The 15,279-nt window shown below is 43.4% G+C and carries 10 protein-coding genes and 1 pseudogene; 6 read left to right on the top strand and 5 right to left on the bottom strand.

The window, feature by feature from the left end; translation table 11 throughout:
• The first annotated feature begins 169 nt into the window (after window positions 1–169).
• Genes LF822_RS16115 through LF822_RS16130 form a run of 4 tightly spaced genes read left to right on the top strand, consistent with a single transcriptional unit; the run spans window position 170 to window position 4,722 of the window.
• Window positions 170–1,405 carry a M20 family metallo-hydrolase gene (locus tag LF822_RS16115; RefSeq protein WP_253925108.1) on the top strand — a complete coding sequence of 412 codons (1,236 nt, stop codon included), beginning with the start codon at window positions 170–172 and terminating at the stop codon, window positions 1,403–1,405.
• Window positions 1,406–1,423: 18 nt separating this feature from the next.
• Window positions 1,424–3,034, top strand: coding sequence for an amidohydrolase (locus tag LF822_RS16120; protein WP_253925109.1), 1,611 nt, complete (start codon window positions 1,424–1,426; stop codon window positions 3,032–3,034).
• The gene (locus LF822_RS16125) at window positions 3,031–3,252 is read left to right on the top strand and encodes a DUF3311 domain-containing protein (protein ID WP_253925110.1); all 222 of its coding nucleotides are present in this window, start codon (window positions 3,031–3,033) and stop codon (window positions 3,250–3,252) included. Before LF822_RS16120 ends, LF822_RS16125 begins: the two co-directional genes overlap by 4 nt.
• Window positions 3,253–4,722, top strand: coding sequence for a sodium:solute symporter family protein (locus tag LF822_RS16130; RefSeq protein WP_253925111.1), 1,470 nt, complete (start codon window positions 3,253–3,255; stop codon window positions 4,720–4,722). It begins immediately after the preceding gene.
• A gap of 81 nt (window positions 4,723–4,803) precedes the next feature.
• On the opposite strand, the gene LF822_RS23135 is transcribed toward LF822_RS16130, so the two are convergent.
• The 5 genes and pseudogenes from LF822_RS23135 to LF822_RS16155 form a co-directional block, all read right to left on the bottom strand.
• Window positions 4,804–7,590 carry a glycoside hydrolase family 32 protein gene (locus LF822_RS23135; protein ID WP_253925112.1) on the bottom strand — a complete coding sequence of 929 codons (2,787 nt, stop codon included), beginning with the start codon at window positions 7,588–7,590 and terminating at the stop codon, window positions 4,804–4,806.
• Window positions 7,591–7,779: 189 nt separating this feature from the next.
• Window positions 7,780–8,403, bottom strand: a pseudogene (locus LF822_RS16140) (glycoside hydrolase family 32 protein); the annotation flags it as partial.
• Between the two features lie 57 nt (window positions 8,404–8,460).
• On the bottom strand, window positions 8,461–9,456 hold the full coding sequence (locus LF822_RS16145; RefSeq protein ID WP_305881982.1) for an ABC transporter permease: 996 nt from the start codon (window positions 9,454–9,456) through the stop codon (window positions 8,461–8,463).
• Window positions 9,457–9,458: 2 nt separating this feature from the next.
• Complete coding sequence (locus LF822_RS16150) at window positions 9,459–11,006, bottom strand: sugar ABC transporter ATP-binding protein (RefSeq protein WP_253925113.1); 1,548 nt, start codon at window positions 11,004–11,006, stop codon at window positions 9,459–9,461.
• A 76-nt stretch (window positions 11,007–11,082) separates the two neighbouring features.
• Window positions 11,083–12,072, bottom strand: a complete 990-nt coding sequence (locus LF822_RS16155) for a substrate-binding domain-containing protein (protein WP_253925114.1) — start codon at window positions 12,070–12,072, stop codon at window positions 11,083–11,085.
• 418 nt (window positions 12,073–12,490) lie between these two features.
• Between LF822_RS16155 and LF822_RS16160 the strand changes: the two genes are divergently transcribed.
• A complete protein-coding gene (locus tag LF822_RS16160; RefSeq protein WP_253925115.1) occupies window positions 12,491–13,261 on the top strand; it encodes a DeoR/GlpR family DNA-binding transcription regulator in 771 nt (256 codons plus the stop codon).
• Window positions 13,262–13,510: 249 nt separating this feature from the next.
• A complete protein-coding gene (locus LF822_RS16165; RefSeq protein ID WP_253925116.1) occupies window positions 13,511–15,274 on the top strand; it encodes a cache domain-containing sensor histidine kinase in 1,764 nt (587 codons plus the stop codon).
• Window positions 15,275–15,279: the final 5 nt, after the last annotated feature.

Here is a 15,279-nt window from a genome sequence, read left to right on the forward strand (position 1 = left end):
TGAAAGTTAAAAGCCGCCCAGTATTCGCTTACCCTAAGAACAAAGTCCCAATCTTCCGATATCAATAGACTAAATATACAGAATAATCAATTATATTGTGACAATGTGTCAATTGTAAGCCATCCAAGGACTTGATATAGTAATTAAAAAAGCGGCGGGGTGATCAGATTTGAAAATTAACAGTGCGCGGTTGAAGGACCGTATCTACTCATTAGCAGAAATCGGAAAAATCGGTGAAACCGGAGTGAGGAGGTTAGCACATTCGCAGGAAGACCGTAAAGCTGTAGACCTTGTAAAAGAGTGGATGGAAGACGCAGGATTAGACGCCCACATCGACTGTTTCGGAAACTTAAGAGGCCGGATTGAAGGAACAGAGAAGGAGAAACCAATACTTATGCTGGGTTCACATATTGATTCCCAGCCTTATGGAGGACGATTCGACGGAACAGCCGGGGCTCTTGGCGCAATTGAAGTTATCCATAGTTTTCAGGATCACGGGTTCACTCCTGTCCGTACAATCGAAGTTGTTTGTTTCTCTGATGAGGAAGGAGCGCGCTTTAATAAAGGGGTGTTTGGCGTCCGAGCACTGATCGGACAGTTAGAAGAAGGAGAACTGGAACGAAAAGACAAGGAAGGAATGACCCGCTTAGAAGCATTGAAAGAATTCGGTGTTACGCCGGAGATCACTCAAAGTCCTGTTTATCAGCCTGGAGACATTGAAGCCTTCCTTGAACTGCACATTGAACAAGGTCCTGTTCTTGAAGATCTCAAGAAGCCAATCGGCATCGTCTCAGCGATTTCCGGACCTCTGTGGCTTACAGTTTCAATTGAAGGGTTTGCCGGGCATGCGGGATCGGTACCGATGAACCTCCGCCAGGATGCTCTTGTTGGTGCTTCAACGATCATTCGCGAGTTTAATGATTTAGTGAATAATGAAGGCACTTCTAATACAGTAGGTACAGTCGGCAGTCTGCAGACCTTTCCGAACTCACGAAACATTATCCCTGAAAAAGTAGAGTTTACGATTGACCTGAGAGATATAGACATGGAGGTAAGAGATCGGTTAGAAACTAGACTCTATGAAATTATTAAAAAGACATGTTCCGCTTTAAACCTCAAGTACTCATTAAGCGAAGACACGCGCAGTGACCCTCGTTACTGCGCCGATTGGATTAAAACCATTATGAAGGAGGAAGACGAAAAGCTGGGTTACAGCTCTCCTACTTTAATGAGCGGACCTTTCCACGATGCTCTGTTTATGTCTTATATAAGTGACTACGGGATGATTTTTGTCCGCTGCGAGAAGGGAATCAGTCATAACCCACTGGAGTTTGCTGAGATGAAGGACATTGAGAAAGGGGTAGAACTACTTTACCAGACCGCAGCCCGGCTTTCAGAGTCTTAATTGGAGGGAGTGATGGAATTGACAGCAACTAAAGTTTTTATTAACGGTCAAGTTTTTATCGCAGATTCGAATTACTCCGTATGTGAAGCCGCAGCGATTCATGGTAACACTATTCTACAAACTGGCACTAACGAAGAAGTATCGGAGACAGTCAGCGAGCAGACAGAGATCATCGATTTACAAGGCCGCAGTTTATTACCAGGCTTTATTGATGCCCATGCTCACCTTGAATTGTACGGAACCAACCAGCTTGGGGTGAACTGTAAAACGGTGAACAGCATAGAAGAACTTCAGCAGAAATTAATGATAACTGCCAATGCTGTGCCTGATGGGGAATGGATTAGAGGCTGGGGATACAATCAAAATTATTTAAAAGAAGGAAGGCACTTGACCAAATGGGATTTAGACAGGGTTTCTTTAACTCACCCTATCATAGTAGTGCGAACGTGTGGACATATTTCCTGCGCCAATAGTAAAGCGCTCGAACTAGCCGGACTTTCCTTCACTTCACCTGACCCTCCCGGAGGGTCATATCACAAACAAAACGGCGAGTTGACAGGACTACTCTTTGAGGCCGCCCACATGAATATGTTTCAGCTCGCTGACTATTCGGCGGAGGAAGTGATGAAAGGGCTTCAAATAGCTTCTGACGATTATCTTAAGCTGGGCATAACGAGCGTGCATGATGCCGGTGGATACGGAACGAAACACATCCGTTACCTTCAACAAGCAGTTAACGAGAAGAAAATTAAACAGCGTGTATATGCGTTATATGGTTCCCTGCACGAATCTCCAGAGATGGTTAAGACCGGGATAGATAGCGGCATCATTACCGGACTTGGAGATCAGAACTTTAAAATTTGCCCAGCTAAAGTATTCATCGATGGAAGCAGCAGCGGACCTACTTGCAAAACAAGAGAGCCTTATACGAGCGACCCGGATGATTCTGGCATTTTATATCTGAATCAGGAAGCATTAGATAAGAGTTTAGGTGAGGCTCACGAAAATGGCTGGCAAATCACCGCTCACGCAATGGGTGATCAAGCTATTGAAATGCTGCTTCATACATTCGAAAGCACTCTGCACTTCAATTATAGAATGAATCATAGACATCGAATTGAACATTCAGGAATTACACCAGAAGACCTTTTAGACAAATTGAAATCCTTAAGAGCTATACCTATTCCTAACCCGGCTTTTCTGTATGAATTTGGTGTTGGATACCTTAGAGACTACGGAAGCAGAGTAAATGACATGTTTCCTTTAAAAAGCTTTATTGAGCAGCAAATCCCTTTTGCGCTCGGTTCAGATAGTCCGATCACAAGCGCTGACCCCTTGCAGGGAATTTACTCAGCTGTTACACGTAAAAGTAAATCAGGAAAACTTATCGGACAAGCCCAGGCCATATCTATCGAAGAAGCGATTCGAGCTTATACTTGGGCGGGGGCCTACGCGAGTTTTGAAGAAGATATAAAAGGCACAATTGAATCTGGAAAACTGGCAGATCTCGTAGTACTGGACCGCTCCATCCTAGATTGTCCCTCCGACAGACTCACGAACATAACAGTCGACATGACAGTACTAAATGGAGAAATTGTTTATCAGAAACAAAAGGAGGGTGTTCATTGAGTAAGCAGAAGTTCGCAAAGATTTACAGTCTATCCTTACTAGTTCCGTTTCTACTCATGATTTACCCCTTATTTTCTTTTGGAAATCGAGAAACCCCCTTCATTTTAGGACTGCCTTTCTCTGTATTCTGGGTCATTTTCTGGATTATCATCACCTTTATTATCGTTTTATTACTCTACCGAATTGATCCAGACAAAGACGAAAAGGAGGTCAACTAAATGGCACAATGGCAAATCGCAATGATCATGATGATCGGCTATCTCCTGGTCGCCCTGCTTATCGGTGTAATGGCAGGTCGAAAACAAGATAAAGCTTCTTTAGAAGAATTTACAGTAGCAGGCGGAAATTTAGGGTTATTCGTCATGTGGTTCTTAATGGGAGGAGCCGTATTCAGCGCCTTTTCGTTCCTCGGTGCACCTGGCTGGGCTTTTTCACGTGGTGCTCCAGCATTATACATCATTACATACACCGCCTTCGCCATTCTGCCCTGGTATATAATCGGTCCTAAAATCGGAAAGATTGGACGAAAGCATAACATTTATACAGTGTCGGGTTTTTTACAGAAGAGATACACAAGTAAAGGTCTGGCTATGTTAATTGGGATTATTACACTTCTTGCTTCTATCCAATACCTCGCTACCCAAATGAAAGGAATGGCCTACATCTTCAATATTATGACTGAAGGACGCATTCCTTTCTGGCTCGGTGCTCTATTGTCTTATGGAATAGTGGTCGTATATGTAGCCACCGGCGGTTTACGCGCAGCGGCCTGGTCCGATGTTTTCCAAGGTATTCTTATGATCGTGATCTCATGGACCGTAGGGTTAACCATTGTCAACCAACTGCATGGAAGTGTCTCTGAAATGTTTATGAATTTGACCGACTCCAACCCGGGCTTTCTTGAAATCGGAGCAGAGGGTTCTACAATGTCTCCAATGGCCTATACAACAACCATTTTGGTTTCTACAATCGGATTCCTGATGTGGCCGCACCTATTCTCCAAATCATATGCAACTAATGCACGAACCATTAAGAAGACGGTACTCGTCTACCCCGTCTTTGCTCTTTTCTTAATACCGCTTCTATTTGTCGGCTTCTCTGCTGTCAACGTGATTGACCCCTCTCAAGTCGGGTCACCAGATGAAATATTGCCATTCTTAATTACCACAGCACTCAACTTACCCGGATGGGTATACGGCCTTGTAGGAGCCGGAGCATTAGCTGCGGCGATGTCAACGGCTGACGCTATCACCCACAGTGCTTCCTTAGAATTTACAGATGGATTCGTCCGCAATGTCAAAAAAGATCTATCATCAAAAACCACTCTTCTCATTATGAGAATCGGCGTTTTTATTATTGGTGCTTTAGCTTACTTTATAACTGTCTTCGGCGGTCAGGGACTCATCGCTTTATTGCTGGGAGCTTACGGATCAATCGTTCAATTCGCGCCAGGGGTATACGCAGCGCTGTACTCGAAAAGAGTGACTGCCCCGGCTGTCATAACAGGATTAATCATTGGAACAGTCGTCAACTATTATTTCCAGCTCGTCGCTGAAACGCGTCCCCTTGATATAGACGCTGGGATATTAGGATTAATCTGCAACGTCCTAATCGTCATTATCGTTAGTTCTTTTACTCAAGTTAAAGAGATGCCGATAGCAGAGGATTACAGAAAGATAGGCTCATAAGTACAGAAAAAAGTACAGCAGTCTTTTCAAAATGCTGTACTTTTTCTAAAATAACCAGGACCATATAGTACCTTTCAGGCACTATTGTTCACCTTTATTAACCTTTGCTTTCACTTTATTAAAAAACACAGTTGAATCCCACACATTCAATCCAAAATATCCTTCTTGAAACGCTGAATCCTTCGTCTCAATTACTAATTCCTTATCTAAATAAACTCGCAGATCCTCTCCCTCAGCCTCCACCTTGAGCTGATAGTTTTGGTTCGCTTTCAAATCCAAATCTTCTTCTGACGTCTTTAAGTCACTCCCCTTCCCGTCTTCAAATTTAATCAGCTTTACTTGATTGTTTTTTACATCAATATTAGCTGCATAGGCATTTTTCGCAGAAGGATCTGAACGGAATACTAGAGCTCCTGAGCCAACGGAGTTATTGACGAGATCCTGTTCAGAATCCCCGGGATGAGAGTCTGAATCCAGTACTTTAATGTCAGCCTTATAATGGAAGTTCTGTCCCTGCTCGCTTGCTAGTGTAAAATTATCTCCATCGCCCTGGCCCTGCAGGCCTTGCTGTGTCTCAGCCCATCTTCCTGAAATCGACTCCCATCCTGTAAGATTTGATTTAAATTGATTTTGGTCTTTCCATATACTCTTTAAAGGGTAGATTTCGAGCGATTTTAAATGGACTTCTCCTCCTTTGCTGTAAATGTCTAACCCTTTACTGGATGGGTCAGGAAACAACTGGTCAGTTATAACTGTCTCCCCGTTGTTCCCGAACACCTCCACTGCTGAACGGTCAACAAATATGCGCATTTTCACCTTACCGTCTGAAACAGGTAAATTACCCTCATGTCGATCGGCAACATTATTTCCATAATCAAACTCATCACTGCTGGTGCGATCGACGAATAATTCTTCAGCTGCTGCATGGTACCCGACCGTGGTGTATTCTTCCTCCTCTCCTTTACGGATACGGAACCCAAATTCTTCAGCACTGGAATTCGAAACATCGAATTCAGCCACCAATTCATAGGTATCGCCTGAAAATTCAGAGAGCAGACTGCTGTTGCCAGAAATCACTTCGTTACTATAAGAATCCTTCTGCTTTTTATCGCGGATGCTGTTAAGCGAAACTGGAGTTTGCTTTAAACGTGTCCCGGCTTCTGTATCGGTCAATTCCATAGTCCTAGGCAGGCTCATAGAGCTCCGCCACGTAGTAGTCGGAGTCTCATTCGCATACTGCCAGTTGCTCATCCAGCCGAGCCAGTATTTTTGTCCTTGGTCACCTTCAATTCCACTCCACTCGACCGCCGCATAATAGTCCGCTCCGTAATCCGTCCATAATATTTCTTCAGATGAATTCTCATTTGTAAACGTTTCTCCGTCAAAATCGCCGACAAAGTACTGCATACCTGAACCGCCAGCGGGGGCGCCATCGTTAATACTGACTTGAAGAACCCATTTCGTATTATTCGGATCGCCATCAATCGGCAATTCAACGAGCGTCGGACATTCCCAGATGCCGCCATTGCTTCCATGTGTCGAATTCACCCAATCCCCCTGCACTGATGTCCACTCATCTATCGTTCCACTCTGCTCAATGTCTTCTTCCTCAGGTTCTTCTGCTGTTGCGTCTATTTCCTCAGGCAGCGATCCTTCATTATAGACGTTGAAATCATCTAAGTTAATATGTCCCCATCCATCTGACGCCTGATCTACAGCTTTAATATATAGCACTTCCCCAAGGTATTTTGAGGCGTCCCAAATATATCTTTTATAAGTTTCATCCTCCTGGAACTTCGTATTGGTCTGGCGGATCAATTCTCTGTCATCCGAAGCTCTCATGAGGGAGACGTAGCGATTACTAATGTCATTACCTGCACCTAAAAGAAAGTTGATTTCACCGTTTCCATCCAGTTTGAAGTAAGAAGAATGCAGCTCACCTGTTGCCTGATCGCCATCATGTAAATCAGAAAACCCCCATAAGTGATGCGTGCCTTGAGGATTAAATGGACCTCCCCAATACTCCGTTTCATCTGTGACATGATCATTTGTAAACGCATTTCCTTTAACAACATTCCATCCTGAAAGATCCCCTGTTTCAAAATCATGATTGTCAATTTCTCTTGCAGATGTTCGTATATTCTTCCCTTGATTGACATTTTGAAAGACTGCAGTGGAGTTCCATACATTTAATCCAAGCTGGCCGCTCGCAAAAGAATCGTCACTAATTTCATGTACGAGTTCATCATTTATGGATACTTTAAGATTATTATCATAAGCATCAACTTTCAGCTCATACGTTTGATCCGTGTCAATGTCCATAGACGTTTCGCCTAAAACGGATATACTGCCATCTTCGATTTTCATCAGCTTCACGACATCATGCATGGCATCAATGTTGGCAAAGTAACCGTTCTCCGCCTGATCATCTGCTCTGAAAACAAGCGCTCCTGCTCCCCCTCCTTCTTCGCCACCTACTATTTCAATGTCCGCTTCGTACAAGAAGTTATCCACTTCTACGTCACTAAGGATAAAAGCATCTTCTTGTGAAACGCCTGCTTTACCTGTTAGTGAATTATCCCATTCTCCGTTTACAGCACTCCATCCTGATAGATTAGATACAAAATTGGTCATATTTTCAAATTCAACGTTCCGAAATGAAGAGGTTGATGTGTCTGATGCCAATCCATAGTATCCGTGTTCAAACGTACTGTCCTGCACGTCAATCATTAGCTCCTCATCAACATAAACCTGAATCTGATCTTCGTCTGTTACAGCTTCCACCTCATAGGTAGACGAAGAATCAATTTTCAGCGATGCAGACTCGATCTCTTCCTTTTGTCCATCAATATTTTTACTTAATGTCACCTCACTCTGCCTCGCATCGACTTCTGCAACATAGCCATTAGTCCCTTCTTTGTCTGAGCGAAAAACTAAACCTCCTGCCCCTTCTCTGCCGTTTTTCTCGTGAAGGGTAACATCACCGCTATAATGGAAGGAGCTGCCCGAATGATCTTACATAGCGTAAGATACTTGATCAAGACTATTAGACTGGATACCTCCGTCAGGACCAAATTCGCTGGTAAACTCCCAATCTTTCAAATCCGGGGAGGTATAAAACATAATACGATCCTTAGCCGCCAGCGACATCACCCACTGATCTGAGTCCTTATGCCAGAAAACCTTTGGGTCGCGCCAATCGGCCACTGGAGGATCTGGCATCACCGGGTTGCCTTCATACTTCTCCCACGTCCTGCCTTTATCCACGCTGTAGGCCAGACTCTGAACCTGACCTTCAGGCCCGGAATGGGTAAAGACAGCTACCATTGCTTCTTCCCCAAACCCTGCCGTATTGTCCCAGTCAATCACTGCACTTCCTGAAAAAATCTGCCCTTGTTCATCAGGCGATAGTGCAATCGGTAAGTGTTCCCAATTTACGAGATCCTCACTCACCGCGTGTCCCCAATGCATCGGCCCCCACGTCGTACCATAAGGATGATATTGATAGAATAAGTGATACTCGCCTTCGTAATAAACCATACCATTTGGGTCATTCATCCAATTGGCTTCAGGCGAAAAGTGAACTTGGTTTCGGTAAGGTTCTTCGTAATAGCTGGAATCATCAGCTGATACCGGGCACGGCGAAAGGATTAAAAGAAAACAGATGAAGGAAAGAAACATCCATTTTGTTCTCAACGTTTACTACCTCCTTTTTAGTAATCTATCAATTCCTGGTTATTAAGAACGCACCCGGTCGATTAATACAGCTGCAAGAATAACCCCGCCTTTAACGACGAGCTGCGAATAATAGCTGACGTCCATTAAGGTTAATCCATTCGTTATGACTCCCATGATTAAAACCCCGATAATGGTTCCCTGAATTTTACCAACCCCGCCCGTAAGTTTCGAACCGCCTAAAATAACTGCTGCGATCGCATCTAATTCATACATATTTCCTGCTGTCGGCTGACCAGAGTAAAGCCGCCCCGCTAAAACCACTCCCCCAAGCCCGGCAAGCAAGCCGCTGATTGAATAAACATTAACTAAGGTTTTCTTCACTTTGATCCCTGTAAGTCGAGCCGCTTCTGCGTTGCCTCCAATCGCGTAAATGTGACGGCCAAACATGGTGTACTTTAATACATAAAACATGACCAAGTATACGAGCGCCATAAGATAAATGGGGGTAGGGATGCCTAGAATGGATCCTGATCCGATAAAGCGAAACGTATTTGATTCGAGAACAACCGGATAGCCTCCACTGCTTACATATGCAAGTCCGCGTACGTAAGTCATACTTGCCAGAGTCACAATAAATGCAGGAAGCCCTGCCTTCGCAGTAAATACTCCATTAATAAAACCAACGAGATAACCGGCTCCAACCCCTGCCAGCATAGCCAACACCGGATGAACTCCCGCTTGAGATGCCATCACAGAAACAACGCCGGAGAGTGCCACGATGGACCCTACCGATAAATCAATCCCTCCCGTTAATATAACGATCGTCATCCCAGCTGCTAATATAGCTGTGACGGAAACCTGTTTTAAAATATTTGTGAGGTTGGAGCCATCTAAGAAATTGGGAGCGACGAAACTCATAACAATACACAGCAGGATTAAAATGAGAATCATACCAAGCTGATTCCATACCAGCGTTACGTTCTGCCCGAACTTCATCCCCTGCGGCGGCGTTGGCTGAGAATTTGGCTGGTGATTTGGTGACAAAGCTGATTTCATGATTAATTCCCTCCCGTAGCATAATGCATAATTTTTTCCTGACTGGCTTCTTCTCTCTGTAAATGCCCTGTGATCCGCCCTTCATGCATTACAAAAATCCGATCACTTACTCCCAGCACTTCCGGCAGTTCAGAGGAAATCATTAATACCGCAAGACCAGCGTCCGCCAGCTCTGAAATAATTTTATGAATTTCTGATTTGGCACCGATGTCTACTCCCCTCGTCGGCTCGTCAAGAAGCAGTACCTTCGGATTAGTCGAAAGCCATCGGGCAATGACAGCTTTCTGCTGGTTCCCTCCGCTAAGCCCTGAGATAGGCTGGGCAGGTGAAGCCGTTTTGATTCTCAAATCCCTAATATAGTTATCCGCTGAACGATTAAATTCTTTCCAATTAAGCTTCATTATCTTTTTAAACGCTTTCATCTCTGCCAGTAAAATATTTTCCTTCACAGACATATCAAGGAAGAGCCCCTGATCTTTGCGGCTTTCAGGAACAAGAGCAACCCCATATTTAATAGCATCTATCGGAGAGCGGATATCGACCTTTTCTCCTTGAACCCATACCTCTCCTTTGGTCATGCTTGAAACACCAAATAAGGAGCGGACCAATTCCGTACGGCCGGCACCTACCAGTCCTGCAAATCCAACAATTTCTCCTGGGTAAATACTGAAGGATAAGTCCTCTACAAACGTACTGTCACTCAGTCCTTTAACCTCGAGAGCCGGATGATCATCCTCTCTTTTATACAAACTGCCCTTTCTTTTAAATAGGTCTTTTAAGTCACGCCCTACCATTAAGCTGACTAAGTGCTCAGGATTCGTTTCCTGGATTGGACCGCTCCGTATCCATTCCCCATCCCGCAGTACTGTGTAACGGTCAGCAATCTTAAATATTTCTTCCATTCGGTGGGAAATATAGACAATCGCCACGCCGTGCTTTCGCAAATCATTAATGATAGAAAATAACCCATCAATCTCTTTATCTGTCAGGGAAGCTGTAGGTTCATCCATAATTAGAACTTCCGCTTTATAAGAAAGCGCCCTCGCAATCTCCACCATTTGCTGCTGAGCTACACTTAACGTGGAGACAAGCTGTTCAGGCTGCAGGTCGGAACCCATTGAAACAAGGACTTCCTCAGCCATCCTATGTACCTCGTCCCACCTTACTCCTCCTAATTTGTTCCGCGGGTATTTCGTGCCCATTAGAATGTTTTCGCTGATAGATAAGTTAGGAGAGAGATTCAATTCCTGGTGAATAACACCTATTCCTGCCTTTCTAGCTAAAAGCGGATCTTTCCACTGAACGTGTTCTCCTTTGTAACGGATCGTGCCGCCCTCCTGATCCGGTGCATAAACACCAGACAAAATTTTCATCAATGTTGACTTCCCTGCTCCATTTTCTCCCATCAAAGCATGGACTTCTCCTGGATAGAGATCGATGTTTACGTTTTTCAATACAGTAGTACCTGTGAATGTTTTGCTGATCCCTTTCATACTTAGAACGGGCTGCAACGAGACTGGAACTGGCCTTACTTTTTCAAAAGTAACCATAAGTTTATTTTCCACCTTCCTTTGATTTAAGAAAGGTCCCCGCTGTCACAGCAAGGACCGTCTAATTGTCAGAGAGTTACCAGCCCTCATAGGAATCCAGGTTATCCTGTGTAACTAAATCCACCGGAATCTTCACTATTTCCTCTACCTCTTCACCGTCAAGCACCTGCAGACCGACATCCATAGCTTCTTTCAACATTTTATCCGGGTGCTGCGCAGACGTACCCGCAATCGAGCTTCCCTCCTTACTCATTGCTTCAATAACATCGGGAGAACCATCCACCCCGACGATATAAAATTCATCCTCCCGATCTGCCTGATGCTGAGCAATTTCCGCACCTATTGCTACTGGGTCGTTATTAGCAAAGACCGCATCAATGGTACCTTCTTCATTGGCCTGCAAAATACTCTCCATCACCTGCAGACCTTTCTCACGATTACCTTCTCCATTCTGCTTGGCAATAACTTCAATGTCTGTACCTTCGATTGTGTCTTCAAATCCTGCAATACGATCTTTCACTGCTGTAACAGGAGGACCATCGATAATCACTACTTTCCCTTTTCCATCTAAATCATCAATCATATATTCAGCTGCAAGCACACCCGCCTGATAGTTATCAGAAGTCACCGTTCCATCAATCCCGCCATCTGCCCCTACATCTACTGAAATGACTGGAATTCCTGCAGCGTCTGCTTGGGCAACAGCTCCTGCGATCCCTTCTGAATCAACCGCATTAAGTAGAATTAAGTCCACCCCCTGCGTAATAAAGTCTTCGATTTGAGAAGTCTGCTTCGCCAAGTCCGCATCGGCGGCCTGAACAATCATTTCCGCTCCAAGTTCATCTGCGTACTCCTCAGCCGCATCACTCATGGAAACGAAAAATGGATTAGCTAAATTGTTCAACGTTAAGCCTATTTTCAAATCTTCTTGTTCCTTCCCACCATTATTGTTAGCGCTTTCATTTTCCTTCCCGGATGTTTCATTATTTCCACTGCAAGCAGCCAAAAATAAAATAAATAGCGTAATGAAGATTAGAGGTGTGCTTTGGGCCAATCGTTTCATCATACGTTCTCCCCCTTACTTTTTCTTACAAATATACTTGAATACGCTTACATTAATGGCCAGTCAGTCCCTCCTTTCCTTTTAACTACATAAATAAGAATCTTTGATAAATATTCTTATTTATGACTGTTTTTGCTTATTAATGACTATATATGCGTATACAATAAATGTCAATAAGTTTTCAGAAAATTATAAAAATAGTATTTAATGACTATTATTACAGCAATTAACCTCCACCTTATTGTTGGTACTGTTAAGGGTTAAAAATACTCATTTATGACTATTTATGACTACTCCGAATAAAACTTGGTCCACACTATCAGATATAAGAACAAACCAACAAACGTAGTTTTTCTTTAATGGGCGTGAATCGATTATAATGAAAGAAGGATGAAGTTCGCAGAAAGGAGAGCTGGCTCTCATGTTTATGGAAGAAAGGAAAGCTCAGATATTAGAGTACCTGCGGCATATGTCAAGGGCTTCTGTTCATGACTTAAGTGTCCAATTTAACGTATCCGATTCTACAATCCGAAGGGATCTTAAGGAATTAGAGGAGACAGATAACATCAAACGCACTCATGGCGGTGCCATCCTCCTGCAGCCGGTTAGTTTCGAAGCATCAATTGGCGACAGAAAGAAGGACTATATTAAAGAAAAACAGGCAATCGCTAAGAAAGCTTCAGAATTTATCAACCCCGGGGACGCAATTTTACTGGATTCCGGCACCACCACCTATGAACTAGTCAAAGAGTTAAAAACGTTCTCCAATCTTTCCATTGTGACAAACTCAATCATTATTATGCAGGAGCTGGCCGATAACCCCGGTTTAGACGTCATGCTGCTCGGCGGCAATTTGCGCAGAGAAACGTCTGCGCTCGTTGGTCCTTTTGCTGAACAGTCACTTAATATGATCCGGATTGATAAAGCATTTATCGGTACGAACGGCATTGACCTTAGAGAAGGTATTATCACAACCCCTAACCTTACCGAATCAAGGATTAAGCGAATGATGATCACGAATGCCAGACACACCATCCTCATGAGTGATCATAGTAAGATCGGAAAGGTGAATTTCGCTAAAGTAGCTGACCTTACGGAAATTGACTTCTGTATTGTAGACGATGATATCCCTGCTCATTTTGAAGAAGAAATGAATCGTTATGAGGTTAACGTACATATCGTAAAGCCATAAAAGAGGAGCGTGCGCTATGCACCCTCCTCTTTTTCTAGTAGTATAGTTTTATTTTGTAATAGGTTGATCGTCATCCCTCTCATATGTTAGCGATTGCAAATTGTGTTATAAAAGACTCTTCACAGAAACCACCACTATCGTCCGCCTGCTAATGGATTATTGACGTTAAAAGCTTATTTGTTATAGTTTAGAGAATTACAAAGCCCGTGTACCATTGATTGGTCCTTTTAGTGAAAGGGGCACTTGTCCGTGAAAAGCATCCAGCGCCGCTTACTGCTCTTGCTACTCATTTTCATCATTCTTCCCTACTTTCTATCAGTTTTCATTATTTATGGATATACGAAGAACAGCGTAGAACAGCATGAGCTTGAAAATAGTCGTGAACAAATTGCTAAGAACTCAAGAGAGCTTGAACAATACGTAGATGAAATGGTAAATCTCCCCTATATTCTTTACCGCGATCCAGAATTGTTTCGTATTTTCACTGATGATCTAGATAACTCCAGCTACTTGGAGAAAAGTCTTGAGAATTACTACTTAATGCGTGACGAAATGAGACAGGTCAGGTTTTATATGGATCAGCAGCAAGAATCGTTCACTGTATACAATGCGATGGTGAGCGCTCGGAAAGCAAACCCTGATTTCCTTGAGCAGGAAGGAATCCGGCAGCTTGATCAATCCAACGAAAAATATGTAATCGAGCCGCCTCATCAAATAGAGAATTACAACGACGCCGCCACTGTTCCCGAGTCTGACGACACTATGGTAATTACATTTCATCATAAAGTTACTGATGTTCTATCCAACGAATTTCTGGGGATCATCACCATGGATGTGGATTTAGATGCGTTTGCTCAGATTGGTAACAGTTTAACTCAGTTCAATAACGAGTCCATTCTGATTGTGAATGAAAATAATCAAGTGATGTATGCGAATGATTCTCAGCTGATTGGAAAGCCGGTTCCTTCAGATATTGAAAAGCAAATGAATTCAACAGACGGCGGATCTGATGAAGATATTCTTTTATCTTCAACCTTATCTGGGCCCCTTGAGGATTGGAAGTTAGTGAAAATCACGCCAAGTGAAGTGCTTTTCCAGGATGTAAGAAGAACAGCTTACACCAGTATTTTCGTAGGGTTGGGCGTTGGAGTATTAGGGTTGATCATGATCAGTATGATTACTTACAGAATAACTGATCCGATCAAACGCCTGACGAATAAGGTGCAGACGATTGAAGGGGGAAATATGACACCTCCTTTTGACGAAAACCGGCAGGACGAGATTGGTTATTTAGAGAAACATATGAAGGATATGATGGATCGTATCAACTCGCATATCGATCGTGAATATAAGCTCGAAATCGAAAATAAGGAGAATCAATTCCGTGCTTTAAAATCGCAGGTAAACCCCCACTTTCTATTCAATGCCTTACAGTCGATCGGAGCTGTAGCCATACGGTCGAAAGCGCCGGATGTCTATCAATTAATCACCTCTTTATCGAGAATGATGCGTTATTCTATTCAAGCGAACGAATGGGTATTTGTTCGTGATGAAGTAAATTATGTTGAAGCTTATCTCATCCTGCAGATGGAACGTTTTCGCAATCAGGTAAATTACTCAATCGACATAAGTGAGTCCATCCTTTCGAAAAAAATACCGAGCATGATCCTGCAGCCGCTTGTAGAGAACTTCTTTAAACACAGCTATGAAGAAGGCTTCCATGAGGCTAATTTACAAATTTATGGAGAAATCCAACAAGGTTCTATCATACTGGTTGTAGAGAATGACGGACCAAGCTTAACGGATAATGAGCTCTACAACTTAAGAGATAACATCTATACCCCTCGGCACGAAGAGCACAATGACCACATCGGGTTAAAGAATATACATGAACGTCTCGCACTCAATTATGGTGAAAAAGCAGGACTTACGGTAGATACCAGTGGAGGGAATGGATTTCTAGTCAAGCTTGTTATACCTATGGAAGCCCGACTTACTCAACAACCATCGTAATAAGG

It is taken from the genome of Halobacillus sp. A5 (assembly GCF_024189315.1).
GTDB lineage: Bacteria > Bacillota > Bacilli > Bacillales > Halobacillaceae > Halobacillus_A.